The organism is Microseira wollei NIES-4236, from assembly GCF_020521235.1.
GTDB lineage: Bacteria > Cyanobacteriota > Cyanobacteriia > Cyanobacteriales > Aerosakkonemataceae > Microseira > Microseira wollei.
Window position 1 is genome coordinate 13977 of the sequence record NZ_BLAY01000131.1, and the last position, 15177, is coordinate 29153.

The 15177-nt window shown below is 44.4% G+C and carries 14 protein-coding genes and 3 pseudogenes; 8 read left to right on the plus strand and 9 right to left on the minus strand.

The window, feature by feature from the left end:
* Nucleotides 1–262: 262 nt before the first annotated feature.
* Nucleotides 263–508 (plus strand): annotated as a pseudogene (locus tag MiSe_RS33345) (zinc ribbon domain-containing protein); the annotation flags it as partial.
* Between the two features lie 59 nt (nt 509–567).
* Here MiSe_RS33345 and MiSe_RS33350 read toward each other — a convergent pair.
* From MiSe_RS33350 to MiSe_RS33360, 3 genes and pseudogenes are all read right to left on the minus strand, one after another.
* Nucleotides 568–1197, minus strand: a pseudogene (locus MiSe_RS33350) (HAD-IC family P-type ATPase); the annotation flags it as partial.
* 33 nt (nt 1198–1230) lie between these two features.
* Nucleotides 1231–1545, minus strand: a complete 315-nt coding sequence (locus tag MiSe_RS33355; RefSeq protein ID WP_226588203.1) for a thioredoxin family protein — start codon at nt 1543–1545, stop codon at nt 1231–1233.
* Nucleotides 1546–2812: 1267 nt separating this feature from the next.
* Nucleotides 2813–3490 carry a response regulator transcription factor gene (locus MiSe_RS33360; RefSeq protein WP_226588205.1) on the minus strand — a complete coding sequence of 226 codons (678 nt, stop codon included), beginning with the start codon at nt 3488–3490 and terminating at the stop codon, nt 2813–2815.
* Between the two features lie 53 nt (nt 3491–3543).
* Between MiSe_RS33360 and MiSe_RS33365 the strand changes: the two genes are divergently transcribed.
* The gene (locus tag MiSe_RS33365; RefSeq protein WP_226588207.1) at nt 3544–4920 is read left to right on the plus strand and encodes a sensor histidine kinase; all 1377 of its coding nucleotides are present in this window, start codon (nt 3544–3546) and stop codon (nt 4918–4920) included.
* Nucleotides 4921–4998: 78 nt separating this feature from the next.
* On the opposite strand, the gene MiSe_RS33370 is transcribed toward MiSe_RS33365, so the two are convergent.
* Complete coding sequence (locus MiSe_RS33370; protein ID WP_226588209.1) at nt 4999–5652, minus strand: response regulator; 654 nt, start codon at nt 5650–5652, stop codon at nt 4999–5001.
* 100 nt (nt 5653–5752) lie between these two features.
* Nucleotides 5753–6952: a sensor histidine kinase gene (locus MiSe_RS33375; RefSeq protein WP_226588210.1), complete on the minus strand. Its 1200-nt coding sequence runs from the start codon at nt 6950–6952 to the stop codon at nt 5753–5755.
* A 289-nt stretch (nt 6953–7241) separates the two neighbouring features.
* Here MiSe_RS33375 and MiSe_RS33380 point away from each other — a divergent pair, with 289 nt between their 5' ends.
* The 3 genes from MiSe_RS33380 (at nt 7242) to MiSe_RS33390 (ending at nt 10298) form a co-directional block, all read left to right on the plus strand.
* The gene (locus MiSe_RS33380) at nt 7242–8111 is read left to right on the plus strand and encodes a calcium-binding protein (RefSeq protein ID WP_226588212.1); all 870 of its coding nucleotides are present in this window, start codon (nt 7242–7244) and stop codon (nt 8109–8111) included.
* A 223-nt stretch (nt 8112–8334) separates the two neighbouring features.
* Nucleotides 8335–8745 (plus strand): hypothetical protein, encoded by a 411-nt coding sequence (locus MiSe_RS33385; RefSeq protein ID WP_226588214.1) that lies wholly within the window; start codon nt 8335–8337, stop codon nt 8743–8745.
* A gap of 74 nt (nt 8746–8819) precedes the next feature.
* Nucleotides 8820–10298 (plus strand): alpha-amylase, encoded by a 1479-nt coding sequence (locus tag MiSe_RS33390; protein WP_226588216.1) that lies wholly within the window; start codon nt 8820–8822, stop codon nt 10296–10298.
* A gap of 136 nt (nt 10299–10434) precedes the next feature.
* On the opposite strand, the pseudogene MiSe_RS54125 reads toward MiSe_RS33390, so the two are convergent.
* Nucleotides 10435–11334: pseudogene (locus tag MiSe_RS54125) on the minus strand (ISL3 family transposase); the annotation flags it as partial.
* A gap of 19 nt (nt 11335–11353) precedes the next feature.
* Between MiSe_RS54125 and MiSe_RS33405 the strand changes: the two are divergent.
* The 3 genes from MiSe_RS33405 (at nt 11354) to MiSe_RS33415 (ending at nt 13771) form a co-directional block, all read left to right on the plus strand.
* Nucleotides 11354–12052 carry an MATE family efflux transporter gene (locus MiSe_RS33405; protein ID WP_226588220.1) on the plus strand — a complete coding sequence of 233 codons (699 nt, stop codon included), beginning with the start codon at nt 11354–11356 and terminating at the stop codon, nt 12050–12052.
* A gap of 191 nt (nt 12053–12243) precedes the next feature.
* Nucleotides 12244–13191 (plus strand): aldo/keto reductase family protein, encoded by a 948-nt coding sequence (locus MiSe_RS33410; protein ID WP_226588223.1) that lies wholly within the window; start codon nt 12244–12246, stop codon nt 13189–13191.
* Nucleotides 13192–13357: 166 nt separating this feature from the next.
* Nucleotides 13358–13771 (plus strand): ester cyclase, encoded by a 414-nt coding sequence (locus tag MiSe_RS33415; protein WP_226588225.1) that lies wholly within the window; start codon nt 13358–13360, stop codon nt 13769–13771.
* 57 nt (nt 13772–13828) lie between these two features.
* Here MiSe_RS33415 and MiSe_RS33420 read toward each other — a convergent pair whose 3' ends face one another.
* From MiSe_RS33420 to MiSe_RS33430, 3 genes are read right to left on the minus strand one after another with little or no spacing between them, the layout of a single operon-like run.
* Complete coding sequence (locus MiSe_RS33420) at nt 13829–14182, minus strand: dihydrofolate reductase family protein (RefSeq protein WP_226588227.1); 354 nt, start codon at nt 14180–14182, stop codon at nt 13829–13831.
* A 30-nt stretch (nt 14183–14212) separates the two neighbouring features.
* Nucleotides 14213–14386 (minus strand): dihydrofolate reductase family protein, encoded by a 174-nt coding sequence (locus tag MiSe_RS33425; RefSeq protein WP_226588229.1) that lies wholly within the window; start codon nt 14384–14386, stop codon nt 14213–14215.
* Between the two features lie 33 nt (nt 14387–14419).
* Complete coding sequence (locus MiSe_RS33430; protein ID WP_226588230.1) at nt 14420–15055, minus strand: histidine phosphatase family protein; 636 nt, start codon at nt 15053–15055, stop codon at nt 14420–14422.
* Nucleotides 15056–15177: the final 122 nt, after the last annotated feature.

The following is a 15177-nucleotide window of genomic DNA, read 5'->3' on the forward strand; positions in this document are numbered from 1 at the left end:
TTATATTCTTTCTCTTCTTCCTTCTTCCTTCTTCCTTCTTCCTTCTTCCTTCGCGCTCTTCGCGTCTTCGCGGTTCGTTACAAAAGGGAGTATTAGAAGCGGATTGGGTATGAATTATATCATGTCCTTAAGATTACCCATAATTAGAAGCCGGGACACGGCAAGATCAAAGTTATCTGTTTGTCCGAGAAATCTCTGATGCCTTGTCCCTACGCAACAACTCTGTGAGGTTTTTTTATTATGGGCAATTCAACAGACATGAGGCTACAAATACGCGAAGATAACTATTGCTGTTGCTCCTCACAATACCAGTCAAAATTGCTCTAACTGTGGCGAAAAGGTGCAGAAGTCTCTATCAACTAGAACTCATATTTGTAATCATTGTGGATTTGTTGAAGATAGAGACATTAATGCAGCTATTAACATTTTGCAAAAGGGACTAAGTACGGTCGGGCAGACCGAATCTTATAAGCTTGGGGAGTTCAATCCTCTAGCTCTATTGGAGTAATCCTGTAGGGTTACGATTGGACTGTGAACCAAGAATCCTCATGCCTTTAGGCTGAGGAGTGTCAAAAAACTACCCGCATACGCCATATTTACCCGTTCTGCTAAGGGAGTGTCCGCACTCAGCGGGTGGGTTTGCTTTTCTACTGGGAGGGATTCTCCGGTTAAGGCAGATTCGTTCACTTGCAGATTGCGAACGGTTACCAAGCGCAAATCTGCCGGAACCTTATCGCCGGAAGTCAGCAGTACCAAATCCCCTGGTACCAATTCTCTGGAAGGAATGCGGATTTTTTGACCTTCTCGCACTACTGTAGCTTCCGTCGTCACAGCTTTTGCTAAAGCTGCGATCGCTCCTTCTGCTTTCGACTCTTGCACAAAGCCAATAATCGCATTAATTACCGTCACGCCCCAGATAACTGCCGCATTTGTCCAAGAACCCAACAGTGCCTTAATTAGACCCGCAACTAGCAAAATGTAGAGCAGCGCCTGATTGAATTGCAGCAGAAACCGCAGCCAAGCAGGTTTTCCCGGTTTAGCTGCCAGTTCGTTAAAGCCATACAGAACTAGACGATCGACGACTGCTGTTGCTCTCAAGCCTTTTTCTAGATCGGTGTCGAGTCGCAGTGCAACTTCTCTTGCTGGCAATTCGAGATCGGGATGTAAAAGTGGTTTGGCTGATTTAGTAAGTGTCATATCAAACAATGAAGTATGGGAATTATGCGGGGATTACCCAATCAATAACTTAGGGAATCGCACCAGTAATTTTTTAATTTCCTCTGAGTCAATGACCTTACCCGTACTAAAAACTTCGCCATTGACGACTACAGCGGGAGTGGAGAGACTTCCCCGTTTAGCGATTTCGATTGGGTCGGTGACTTGAGAGACTTCTGCCTTAATTTTTAATTTAGCGATCGCCGCCCGTAAATTTTCGATTAATTGACAATTTTTTTGGCATTTAATGCCAATAATTTCTACTATGTTGGCTGACATACGCTTTTCCAGTCCCCAAAAAACTTCAGCAGCAGCGCGCGAACTTAACATAGACAGGCTCATCCCAATCAAAATGCTTCTCCAGGTGGTTATAATACATCTCGAAGATAGCTGTTATAAGTCAGAATACCGGGGAGAAATCGGGGGGATTTCGGGGGGTAAATTCCTACATGAAGGTTATAAAAAAACCCGCTCTAGAGACTAGAGCGGGTTTAAAATGTGGTGTGGAGTGTAGAACGCTAGAAGTTTGTATTCACTTTCTGTTGCCTTTTAGCTTAAATCTTCAATAATTCCAGTCTAATCAAAATTTAAATCAATTTAAAATCAAGCTGATAAATAATAACATAAATCCCATTACCTGTAGGGCTAAAAAAACATTGCTTCGCTCAATTGAAAGCTCCCAGCAAGCAAATAAAATCAGCACCAACCCAATCTCTACTAAAAACCGAATTTCCAGAAAAAGTAGGAGAAAGAGTGCAGCCAGGAGCATGGTAATTTCAATCCTGATTAGCTTTCTCCAGAAGCGCCTTTGGAACTTGCACCGGCGCTGTTTTCCTGCCGTAGATATTTGTTGGCGGAGCATACATGAAGTCTGGGTAATATGATGTCCGTTGAATTGCCCATAATAAAAAACCTCACAGAGTCGTTGCGTAGGGACACGGCATCATAGATATCTCGGACAAACAGATGGCGTTGCTCGTGCCGTGTCCCGGCTGATGATTATGGGTAATCTTAAGGACATGATATAAGTGGATTTTGAAAGCATTTCATGTTTTTGAGAGATAGCCAGGGAAGGAATTCCCTGGCAAGTTTTCATTAAATGGAGTGAGAGAGAGGTTCTCTTAGTTGAACTTACCGCTTAGCAGTTAAGAAAACGAGAGGAAATCGGGGGGATTTCGGGGGGAAAGAGCGGGAAAATTGCCAAAAAAATCCCCGTGCTGCTTGCTTGCTACAGATCGGGAATAAACAACTGATAACGAATTTTATAGCGGATTGCAGCCGTATGAGGTACACCGCCTTTTGTGTAGCGGCAGCATTAATGCTGCCGCTACACAAAAGGCGCGATAACGCTTTCCCTCATCCACTTGCAATCCGCTGTAGGCTCTATTTTCGGGCATGTAGCTAAGCTGTTGCTCTCACCTAAAAAAGGGAGAGAGAGCGAGGTAAGAAAAATCAATGGTTTTCCGTCGTGAGAAATCCCTCTCCCCCAAGTTTTGTGAACCCAACTTGTTAGCTCAACAGCCTTACTCTTAATTACTACTTAAAAGCGAAGAAATCGAGGAGATTTCGGGGGGATTTCGGGGGGGCAATCCTGACCTTAGCCTAGCTGCTTCATGCGATAGCCCAGTCCGTGAACAGTTTCGATAAAATCGTCAGGAGCGCCTGCGGCGCGGAGTTTTTGACGCAAAGTTCTAATGTGGGTTTTGACAGCTTCTTCAGTGGGAGACTCATCCATCGACCACAAGCGCTCAATAATTCCCGGTCTGCTCAACACGCGCCTACCGTTGCTCACCAGTAACTCCAACAGGGCATACTCTTTGGGGGTGAGGTGCAGCAGTCGCTGTTCAAACGTCACTTCGTAGGTATCGGGGTCAAGAGAGAGATTACCCCAAGAGAGTTTAGAACGGGTGGTGGAACCCTTGCGCCGCAGCAGCGCCCGAATTTGAGCCATCAACTCTTCCAGGTCAAAAGGTTTTACCATGTAGGCATCGGCTCCCGCATCGAGTCCGATAATTTTGTCAGCAATGGTGTCGCGAGCCGTTAACATCAGGACAGGGATGGAAAAGTTGCGCTCGCGCAATTTCTGACAAAACAGCAAACCATTCATCTTCGGGAGCGTGATGTCGAGCAGCACCAGGTCGTACTCCAAAGTTTCTATCCAATTCCATGCCATCTCGCCATCCTGCGCCACATCGACCGTATACTGACGATTTGTTAGCGCCTCAGTCAGCATATCCGCAATCTGCACGTCATCCTCAACAACCAAAATACGCATTGCAATTTTAGATTTTAGATTTTAGATTTTTTAGATCATCTTAGATGATTCCTATGAAATGGTCACTTGAAGGCAAATGGATTACTGGAGGATTCAGTTTGGCACTTGTACTCATGGGTGCTGTTAGCTTCATTTCCTATCAAAATGCAACTCAGTTAGCTGAAAGTGCCAAGCAAGTTCGACAAACCAATCAAGTCCTCAAAGTCATCACCGATATTTCTGCAACCCTCACCGATGCCGAATCTGGGCGACGGGGTTACATCCTATTTGGCGACCCAGAAGAACTCGAGCGATACAACAAAGCCGTTGCCAGCCTCAAACAACAAATTGACAATCTAAGGCAACCCCTCAACGATACACCAATCCAGCGCCAGCGCCTCGATATCCTAGAATCTTTAATTTCCCAAAGATTGGAATTATTTCAAACTTTTATCGACCAGTACCAAAAAGCTCCAGGGAGATTCTCCCCTCAAGACCCACTGATTGTTCAAACGAAGCGAAATCAAGATGAAATTCGCCGCGTAATTCAAGATTTAGTCAGCGAAGAAGAAGAACTGTTAGAGGTGCAGGTAGAACAGTCGCCAGCTAATTTTCAATTCAGGATGTGGCTTGAATCGTTGGGTACGCTACTAACTTTTGTGATTCTGTTTGGCGTTTATGCATTGCTCTATCGCCAGATGGTCAAACGCCAACAAGCAGAAACCCTTCAGCGAGCATTAGCTCAAGAAAAAGAACTCAGCGAACTCAAGCTGCAATTTTTCTCTATGGTTTCCCACGAGTTTCGGACACCCCTCAGTCTGATTGTAGGTTCGGCGCAATTGTTAGGGGAAAGTCTCAAATCAGTGGTGGAACCAGCCAAACTCAAGAATCTGTATCGCATACAATCCTCAGCCAAAGTGATGACTCAATTGCTCAGGGATGTACTCACCCTAGCAAGAGCAGATGCGGGAAAGCTAGAGTGCAATCCAAGTTTAGTCGAAATGCAGACATTTTGCCTCAATTTAGTAGAGGATTTTCAGGTTTTCAGCGAGTCCAAGCGAACGATAAAATTCATCAAGCAGGGAAGCTGCACCCACGCATATTTGGATGAAAAATTGCTGTATTCGATTCTCAGCAATCTACTTGACAACGCGATTAAATATTCGGCTCCAGAAAGTACTGTTTATTTCACGCTGATTTGCGAACCGGATGCAGTCACTTTTCAGATTAGAGACGAAGGCATTGGCATCGCTCAAAAAGAGCAACAAAAGCTTTATGACCCCTTCAGCCGCGGCAAGAATGCTAGGGAAATTATGGGAACAGGATTGGGGTTAGCAGTGGTTAAAAAATGTTTGGATCTCCATCGAGGTGAAATTTCTGTGGAGAGTGAAGTAGGAATTGGCACGACATTTACTGTCAGAATTCCCCCAGGGAAAGAGAATAGAGGTTAATCAACTCTATCTGGTAGTGAAATTTGTTCCAGAGATTATATAGCCATGCCAGAAAAGATTCAATTCCCATTGTTAAAATTAGTTCAATTGCCAACTGATTTGATGAGCATAAATTGCTAACTGAGCGCGGTTCCGTAGATTGAGGCGCTTCAGAAGATGGGTGACGTGGGTTTTGACTGTCCCTTCGGAAATGTAAAGTTGCTGTGCAATGTCGCGGTTGGTAGAGCCGAGGGCAATTAAGTTTAATACCTCTCGTTCTCGTGGAGTTAGCTGAATCAATTCCTGCCGAACTGGTTCTGGGGCAACAGTATTTGAGCTTGGGAGGCTAGTAATTAACTTTTCCAATAGCCCTGGACCTAGTTGGGCATACCCACGATGGACAAGCCGAATTGCCTGTGCCAGCTCTTCAGAAGGCATATCTTTGAGCAAATAGCCTTTTGCTCCCGCTCGCATCGAGTCAGTAATATATTGATCGTCATCAAATGTGCTGAGAACTAAGACTTTGACCTCTGGAAACTGCTGACAAATAATCCGCGTGGCTTCCCTTCCATCCATCACAGGCATCCGCACATCCATCAGAACTACATCTGGCTGTAAAGCGGCTACCTGCTCAATGGCAGTTTCACCATTATCAGCAGTTCCCACTACTTGCAAGTCCGGCTCCAAGGTGAGCATTGCCTTCAGTCCTTGGCAAATGAGGCTTTGGTCGTCTGCCAGTAAGAGGCGAATCATAAAGAACCCTTTAGGATTAAGCTAAAGCTACTGACCTTGGTCAAAGCTTTCCAGGTTTTGTCCTAAGTATAGTTCTAAACTGAGATGCTCCTATCAGCCATCATTTTGCAACCTCTCTTAAAGGCAGCTCAACAGTAATCCGACAGCCAGCGCCTGGTTCAGTTTTCAGCTGGAAGTTGCCTTGCAAGGCTGCTACCCGTTCTCGCATTCCTTGGAGTCCAAACCCCGTGGTTTTTGAGTCACAATTGAATCCCCTACCATTATCCTCAACGGTCAGGGACACCTGTTCTGGGGTAGCATCTAGCTGAATCTGTACTTCTGTGGCTTGTGCGTGTTTGCAGATGTTGGTTAAGGCTTCTTGTACGAGTCGATAGAGGGTTTTGACGACTGGTGATGGTAGAGTAGCACCCAGGTTAATACGGGTAGAAATAGATATGCCAGTGGCTTGACGACAATCTTCTACCAAAGAGGCGATCTCTGCTGCCAAAGGCTTTTCTTCCGGCGCATCCACCCGCAAAGCGCTGACAGATTGACGTACCTCCTTGATTGCCGTTTCTCCCAGTCGTTGAGCCTGTTTTAGAAATGATTTGGCTTGCTCTGGGTTAACTTGCCAAAGTTTGGCAGCTGTTTGCAGTTGAATGTTTAGTGCCGTCAGCGCCTGTCCTAAGGAATCATGAATATCGCGGGCGATGCGGTTGCGCTCTTGCACCGCTGCGTAGTCTTCAATTTGCAAGGCATACTCTCGCAGTTGCTCGTGAGCTAGGGCAAGTTGTTGCTGCATTCGGCGCTCAGCTATCAATGTATTGACAAACTGCATCACAAATAACAATCCCAAAGCAAACATCAGAAGTTCGGATAATTGATGCATCCAGAACCGATGCAGTCCCTCCGGCATTACAAGTGGGGTAATGCTTTTGACGTACTGTACCTGATGCAAGGTAAACAAGATAAAAGACAAACTCGCAACTATCCAGCGACCCGGCAGTTCAAAGATAAAGCAACTGCGGATAACTACAATTAGGTACAGCGTTGGCAAGATGTGGAGATAGCCTAAGACTGTGCCGTAAAAAACCAAGCCCACTTCGATGGTGGTATATAACACTTTGACTGAAGTTGAACCGCTCGGCAACCTCAAACCCATCAGACCGAGCAGGGCAAGGATGAGAATGTGTTGAACGGGTAAATACCCTAGATCTAGGAGTTCCATCACAGCGAGTGAAGCGCAACTGGCGAGCATCACCCATTCTGTATAGAGCAATAAACGAATGGGATTGGGTTGGAATTTCAGGATGGAAATCATAGCAATAGCTGAGTCCAGACGTTTTATTTATTAATATCTCCAATTCCCTGCCTAGAGGGACACAGGGCGTGAGTTTACAACTTTCGTTGACCCAGGGGCTAAAGCCTCTGACGAAAGTCATAGAGAAATATACCTAGTTATGCCACGAAAGTCAGAGAGAATTTATCTATTTAGTTGCAGGGGGATTCAAGACGTTTTTCAGATGTTTATGCCGGTTTTGAACTTGTACGATTCAAGGTATCTACTTGCAGAACCAGTCGGGTTGTGAATTCATATTCAGGAGCTAACCATGACAAGTTCAACACAAATCATTCAAAGCCATATTGACAACCAACCTGCTTCAGGAAAAGACTTCAGCGGTTCTCGAAAGGACGATATTTTTTTGGGTGATGACCAGAATAATGTGGCAGATGGTAAGGAAGGGGATGACATTCTCTTTGGCAAGGGAGGGGATGACCTGCTCAATGGCGGCATTGGGGATGACCTGATTCTGGGCGGTGGGGGCAATGATTCGCTCAAGGGCGATCCCGGTCGGGATTTGATTTTCGGTGACGCAGGCGATGACCAAATTGATGGCGGTAGCGGCAGCGATTTCCTGGATGGGGGAGTTGGTAAGGACAAGATCCTGGGTGATATAGGGGATGACATTATCGTAGGTGGAGACGGGGTTGATACCCTCACCGGCGGCAGGGGCGACGATCGCTTTGTCTATTCTGGTAACCCCTTCGCTAACGGTACACCAGCACCCGCTGGCAACACCGGAATCAAAGTCTTGAATCAGCCAGATATCATCACCGATTACGAAATCCGGAAAGATCAGTTCGTCCTCGATTCCAGCGACCTTGGCATTGACAATATCATCTTCCAGAAGGGGAACTCCTCCCAGATCTCTGGCAATAGCAACGTCATCGTGCTGCTTAACCCATTCCCAGCCGCCGGTGCTGCCGCGAAAGCTATTGCAGACAACAACCAGATTACCTCAGATGAAGGCGTGTTTGTCTATTTCAACACCACCCTTGGTATCAGCCGCTTAGTCTACTCCAAAGACCTTAGTGATGGTGGTGATATCAGTGTTCTGGCGAATCTGAACAATCAGGCTGGAAATGCTGGCTTGGCGAACCTGGCAAACTTCTCTGCCAATGACTTCAGTCTCGCCTGATACCCTGTAGTGCCTGATTAACTCAAGTTGCTAGTTATCTCTCTGGGAGCGGCTAATGGCTAATGGCTAATGGCGAGATTGGTAAAAATCCTATATTAGCAATTAGCAATTAGCAATTAGCAACGCCCTTGTTTATCACTAGCAACTTGCCTTATTACTCACTTTCCGCATCCTCAAGTGTCACACTAAGGATTTTTAGGGAACAGGGAACAGGAAGACTGATTTGCGGACAAAAAAGTCTAAAAACTCAGATCTTGCACCAAGGGAGATAGAACCTCCCGCATCTCGTTCCCAGGTTGAACCTGGGAACGAGAAACGAGATGTGAGAAAAGTTACTTTCGACAACTCCTTGCATTCGTTTCCATGCCACTGGAATCAGACAGATCAACAATTACGCGTACGCATCAAGGTCAATAACCAGTTAATTCTCAACGCAGCCGCCGGGCGCTTGGTACAGATGGGAGTAGCGAAAATAGCTGGGGTAGGAAGCAACCAAGGGCGCGCTCGCTGCCTCGATATCCGCGTCCCCTTAGCAGAAGAAGGAAATCAAGAGATTAGATCGTGTCCACTGACACAACCGATGCCTAAGGACATGATATCACCTGCTCACCTGCACTCCGGGCCAGGGGCGTAGCACACTTTGCATTTAGCCCGCCGTAAGGCCATGATGGAGCAATCAATCCCGAAGTGCGATCGCAGGAGAACGGCATGGCAGACCTTAACGGCACGATGATGCAGTACTTCCACTGGTACATTCCTGATGATGGAACGCTTTGGGAAAAGGTTAAACATAACGCGAAGGAACTAGCAGATGCAGGTTTCACCGCGATGTGGCTCCCACCTGCTTATAAAGGAATCGCGGGAAAAAGCGATGTTGGATATGGCGTCTATGACTTGTTCGATTTAGGGGAATTTAACCAGAAAGGTACTATCCGCACCAAGTATGGCACTCGTCAGCAGTATACCGATGCGATTAAAGCACTGCAAGCGCAAGGCATTCAAGTCTATGGGGATGCAGTGCTGAACCACAAAATGGGTGCCGATGCGACGGAGACACCGTTAGCAACACCTTACTCGCAAGACGACCGAATCAACCCCAAAGGCGGACTGCAAAAAATCAAATGTCACACCCATTTTACTTTCCCCGGACGTGGGGGGAAATACTCGAATTTTGAGTGGCATTGGTGGCATTTTGATGGGGTGGATTATAACGAATATAATCGGAGCGATCGCAGTACGATCTATTTGCTAGAAGGGAAACGGTTCGACGACTACGTCTCCTTGGAAAAAGGTAATTTTGCTTATTTAATGGGTGGCGATTTAGATTACCAGAATGAATGGGTACGCGGTGAAATCACCTATTGGGGCAAGTGGTATCTCGACACCACAAATGTAGATGGCTTCCGTCTTGATGCGATCAAACATATTTCAGCCTGGTTCTTTCCCCTGTGGCTCGATGAATTGGAAAAACACGTTAAGAAAGATCTGTTTGCCGTAGGCGAGTATTGGTTTAACAATGTCAATACTCTGCATTGGTACGTCAATGCAGTTGGCGGCAGGATCTCAGTGTTTGACGTGCCGCTGCACTATAACTTCCATTCCGCCAGTAAATCGGGTGGCAACTACGATATGCGGCGCATTTTAGATGGAACGATGATGCAACAGCGTCCCACTCATGCGGTCACATTTGTAGAAAATCACGATTCTCAGCCATTACAAGTTTTAGAATCCGTTGTTGAACCTTGGTTTAAACCTTTAGCTTACGCCCTGATTCTGTTGCGACAAGAAGGCTATCCTTGCGTATTTTACGCTGATTATTACGGCGCGGAATACGAAGATTGGGGACGGGATGGAAATCGGTACAAGATTTTTATGCCTTCTCACCGTTGGCTAATTGATAAGTTTCTTTATGCGCGTCAGAACTACGCTTATGGACCACAATACGACTATTTCGATCATTGGAATACCATCGGTTGGACGCGCTTAGGTGATGAAAATCATCCTAAAGCAATGGCAGTAATTATGAGCGATGGTCAGGCAGGTTTCAAGTGGATGGAAGTCGGTAAACCTCATGGGACTTTTATTGACTTGACCGAACACATTAAAGAACCCGTATATACCAACGAATGGGGCTGGGGTGAATTCCGCTGTCTGGGCGGTTCCGTATCAGTTTGGGTTCAGGTTTAGACAACATCGATCCGCAGGCGATCGCTACCCAATGAACGTGGCGATCGCCTGCATTGACTGTCAATCTTCGATTGCTAAGTAGGTACAAGTAAATCAAGTAAAAATAGTTATGCAAGTGTGGGAGGGGCTTCCGTACTTACTGTGCTAAAATATTAGGAAAGTGCCAAAAAAGCAAAGCTATAGCTTGAAAATTTTGAAAATTTCTAAATCCAAATCCACATCGTTTTAATAACTTTAACTTGTTATTGATTCCTTCTACTATTCCATTGGTTGTTCTTTGTTCAAAATAACCAACTATCTGGGCTAGCCAACGCTTAATTGTTTTTCCACTTTTTTTGTAGTATGGTTCGGCCTTTTCTCACCAATCAATTAGTTCTAAAGTCCCCGATCCTACATCCTGGTTTTTCTCAAATAAAAGGTGAAACTCTTCTTTTAATTCATGCATAATTTCTATTAATGGTGAAGCTTTTTTGGCTTTTTATAATTTCATACAACTTATTTTCGGCTGTCAATAAAACAGGACTTACGCAAGTGTCACAATCGGTGGTTGGTGCGTGACGCTACAAGTCTAATTGCTGCGTTCAAATATGCTCGCAGCGTCACGCACCCGGAGCGAAAAAATGTGCCAGTTGCGTAAGTCCTGTAAAATATATTTACTTCCTTTCAACCCATCAAAAATGCGGGTTCTTTCTTTGAGATTAAGGGTTGTTTTTGAGAAAAGCTTGATTTAATTCTTCATGAATCATTTTTGTCACATGAAATCTGTCTGCTGTTACGTCAGCATTTGGACAAACTTTTTGGATTAATGATTTATAGTTGCCTGTCATATCCATACTAACTTCTTGGATTTGAGCCAAGATTTTTTCTCCCCAAGAACGCATCACTTTCTCAATTTCAGACTGTTTTCTCTCTGCAACTAACCCAATTAATTTATGACTCTCTAAATCTACTAAAACTACAATAAATTTTCCTTGTCCTTTGACCAAACTAATTTCATCTATCCTTTTCGCAAATTGTCAAGCTCAATAGGTAGAATAGTGTAAAAAACATGACCATTGACTCAACTTATTCTGATGTTAGGAAAAGTTATAAATTTGTCCGACTGGCAAACTCCTTTTGTTCTGAACCGCAATCTATCTGTTAGGTCTATAGTTATCGTATGTATTTTTGTCCTTTTCAATAATTTTAGTGCAACCTTGGGGGCTGATGTTCTGGCTGAAAATGTTTTACTCCTCCAAATAGTAGCATTAAGTATGTATATGTGTGATGGAGTAGAATACGCTACTGCAAGTTTAACTGGGAACTTTCAAGGTCAAGGAACAACACATAAATTTGTGCCACTTTTGCAAATTGGATTAGGAACTAATATGGTGATTGCCCTAGGAGTTGGGCTGGCTGCTGTCTTTTTTCCTGACCCTATATTTCATATTTTCACTAACCATTCTGAATTGGTGGAAGCAATTAAAGTTTATATCCCTTGGGTAGTCCTCGTCGTAGTGGGTTCGGGAGTTGCTTATATTCTAGATGGATATTTTGCAGGCTTGGGTGAGGGATCTGCTGTACGCAATACCTATTTGGTCAGTGGCTCGGTGGGACTTATCTTTCTATCTTTAGCAACCTTTTATTTTCATAGCAATCATTTTTTATGGTTAGCTTTATTCACGTTCATGTTGTCTTGCAGTTTAACTATGGCAATACAGATACCTATGACATTGCAATCAAATGAGGAAAAGGAGGTTGTTGCCAACTTGTGAACGCTCAAGACCGTTTTGTGCTGGAGTTTTTAACCCAGTCCTTTCAGGCTGCACGCTAGGGAATGGCTGGACCTTATTTACTCCCCCTGCCTCAAGCCGTGCCAACACCTCATACCGCCCAAACCCTGATTGTCCTGTAGTACCTTGGAGGGCTACAATCATTATTAACATCAGTGAAATAAGAAATACAAATGAAATACAGAAAATTGGGCAAAAGTGAATTGCATATTTCTGAAATCAGTCTTGGTTCCTGGGGTATTTATGAGGGTGTAGAACAACAAAATGCAGTGGCTTGCATTTACAAAGCCTTTGATGTTGGCATTAACTTCATTGATACTTCTAATTCTTATGCGGCTGGTGGCGCTGAGTCATTTCTGGGGGAAGTATTACAAGGAATTGATCGCTCCGAGTATATCCTGGCGACCAAAGTATTCTTCCCTACCTCACCTACGGACAAAGGACTGTCAGCAGCCCAGATTAGGAAGCAAATTGATGCTTCCTTAAACCGATTGCGTACCGATTATGTTGACCTGTATCAATGCCATCGCTACGATCCGGATACACCTTTGGAGGAAACAATGATGGCACTGACTGAGGTAGTGTGTCAGGGAAAAGCTCGTTACATTGGCTTTAGCGAGTGGACTGGGGAGCAAATTCAGTCGGCGCTTGATATTGCTGATGTTGAAGGCTTTGTTTCCAGTCAGCCTCAGTATTCTATGCTGTGGCGTGACCCGGAAGCGGAAGTGTTTCCATTGTGTGCAGCTAATGGTATTGGTCAGATTGTTTGGTCGCCATTAGCTCAAGGTGTACTGACAGGCAAATACCAGCCAGGACAAGTTCCACCTGAAAATTCTCGCGCTGCAAATGAGAAAATGAATTGGTATTTGCTGCAAGAGTTGTTTAGTGATTCTATTCTCACAGCAGTACAGAACCTCAAACCCATTGCCCAGGACTTAGGTTTGAGTATGGCACAGTTAGCTCTGGCTTGGGTACTAGGTTCTGAGTATGTATCTTCAGCGATTATTGGTGCTAGTCGTCCGGAACAAATTGTGGATAACGCTGCTGCATCAGGAGTACAACTGGATGCAGATGTATTGGCAGCAATTGACAATGTACTTGTATCAGTTATTTGCAAGTGAGGAGAGTATTTATCCCTATCTCGGCAAGATTATCAAGACACAACCAAGATGACTTCAAGATGACTTAAATCGTTAAGAAATGTATGCGATCGCTCTAGAAACTCAAGAATTTACAATGTAATAGTCTTCGTGTATTATTTCCATGTCAAGGTAGAAATCAGATTTTATGGATAGCCTGAATAATAAAGAAGTTGTCAGACAGTTTTTTGAAATTTATAACAATCAAGATTACGAAGCTGCGTATAAGTATATTGCGCCGAATTATATAGATCATGGGCTACCTCAAGTGCGCAGCGTCGAGGATGCGATTGAGATATTGAAGGGGACTCACAAAGCCTTTCCAGATATCAAAGTGGTGATCGACGATCTGATTGAAGAAAACGAAAAAGTTGTCTTTCGAGGTCACTTTACAGCTACGCATCTGGGTGAATTTGTGGGAATAGCTCCCAGTGGCGTAAAAGTAGAATTTGAGGCATTAGAAATATTCAAGATTGAGAATCAGAAGATTACAGAATCTTGGGGGTATTGGCCTATGCATACCATTATAAATCAGATTACTGCTGCCGAGAAATTTAAGTAGGAAATTGTTATGTATCTGTTAAAAAACAGAGGAGAACAGAAAGGCGTAGTGTGACAACTACGTTTTAAGTTTGTATGTCAGAGTTACCGCTCCTGTTTCAAAATGTTCAGCCTTGACCAAATCAAATTTGGTTTCCTTGGGATCGTTCGGAAATAATTGGATTCCACTTCCAATAACGATCGGGAATATGCAAAGAATCATTTCATCAATTGCTCCGAGATTGAGAAGTTCAGAAATTATTTGTCCGCCACCAACGACATAAATATCTTTCTGACTTTCGGTTCTGATTTTGTCAATAGTCTTCTTGTCCAGTTGTAGGAGAACCTCTGTATTGTCGGTCTGTGGTGTGTAGTTCTCGTTGGTTGTTATAAGGTAAATTCTACAGTTACTCTCAGCCCATTTGCCGCCCATATTACGGCTTGCATATACTAGGTCTTCTTCCTATGTTTTTCTTCCAATTATAACTGTATCGATGCCCGATAAGAATTGGGTATATCCGTGGTCAATCCCTTTTGGATTGGGGAATTCAAGAAGCCAATCCAAAGAATCATTTTTTCTGGCGATGTATCCGTCAAGTGTTGTCCCGATGAAAACTTTGATTTTGCTCGTATTCATTGTGTTTTAACCTCGTCAAACTCACGTTAACCTTTAAGAATTTAGACTTACTGTGAGGGTCTCCATATTTTCAAGATGACTTGTATCATTCCAGACAATAAGACACCAGCGTTTGTTAACATACTCAAAAACGCAGAGGTTCCCATTATGCAGCTGGAAGCGCCAACTATTTCCAGGTGGAAGATTAAGCACTACTTCAAAAAAACTCATCAAGAGACAACCATGAGTAACCACCACAACGGTTTCATCTAAATGTCGTTCAGCAATCGCATTCAGGACACGAAAGCCTCTGTCCATACATTGCCTTAAACTTTCTCCTTCTGGGATGACGTATTCAAAGCCAATACGTTCATAGTCTTGCCGCTCCTGGGGAAACTTCTTGTGCATTTCAGAGACTGTTAATCCCTGAAATATTCCCATATTCCACTCTCGTAATTCCGAGTCAAAAATAACTTTCTTTCCACATATTTCAGCAATGATGTTGGCCGTTTGAACAGCACGACCCAGGTCACTGCTGTAAAAAGTGGTGAATGAAAGACGGCGTAAGCGATCGGCAATGGCATGGGCCTGCCGGATGCCTTTGGGTGTCAATGGACTATCGAGTTGCCCCGTCGCCTTGTTCTGTACATTCCACTCGGTTTCCCCATGGCGTACAATGACCAGTTTCATCTGTCTTCCCTCCTGGAGACTCCCGCCATAACGGTACGACCTTTGGCGGTGAGAGGAAAGGAGGGGCAAGGTCTATGCCGCATACGAATAACCATCCTTTTTGTGAATAGCTGTGCAAGCTT

Bases quoted from the DNA above. Each gene is read 5' to 3' on its own strand.
- MiSe_RS33355 (WP_226588203.1), bottom strand. From the start codon at position 1,545: ATGTTAAGTTCGCGCGCTGCTGCTGAAGTTTTTTGGGGACTGGAAAAG.
- MiSe_RS33360 (WP_226588205.1), bottom strand. From the start codon at position 3,490: ATGCGTATTTTGGTTGTTGAGGATGACGTGCAGATTGCGGATATGCTG.
- MiSe_RS33365 (WP_226588207.1), top strand. From the start codon at position 3,544: ATGAAATGGTCACTTGAAGGCAAATGGATTACTGGAGGATTCAGTTTG.
- MiSe_RS33370 (WP_226588209.1), bottom strand. From the start codon at position 5,652: ATGATTCGCCTCTTACTGGCAGACGACCAAAGCCTCATTTGCCAAGGA.
- MiSe_RS33375 (WP_226588210.1), bottom strand. From the start codon at position 6,952: ATGATTTCCATCCTGAAATTCCAACCCAATCCCATTCGTTTATTGCTC.
- MiSe_RS33380 (WP_226588212.1), top strand. From the start codon at position 7,242: ATGACAAGTTCAACACAAATCATTCAAAGCCATATTGACAACCAACCT.
- MiSe_RS33390 (WP_226588216.1), top strand. From the start codon at position 8,820: ATGGCAGACCTTAACGGCACGATGATGCAGTACTTCCACTGGTACATT.
- MiSe_RS33410 (WP_226588223.1), top strand. From the start codon at position 12,244: ATGAAATACAGAAAATTGGGCAAAAGTGAATTGCATATTTCTGAAATC.
- MiSe_RS33415 (WP_226588225.1), top strand. From the start codon at position 13,358: ATGGATAGCCTGAATAATAAAGAAGTTGTCAGACAGTTTTTTGAAATT.
- MiSe_RS33420 (WP_226588227.1), bottom strand. From the start codon at position 14,182: ATGGGCGGCAAATGGGCTGAGAGTAACTGTAGAATTTACCTTATAACA.
- MiSe_RS33425 (WP_226588229.1), bottom strand. From the start codon at position 14,386: ATGAATACGAGCAAAATCAAAGTTTTCATCGGGACAACACTTGACGGA.
- MiSe_RS33430 (WP_226588230.1), bottom strand. From the start codon at position 15,055: ATGAAACTGGTCATTGTACGCCATGGGGAAACCGAGTGGAATGTACAG.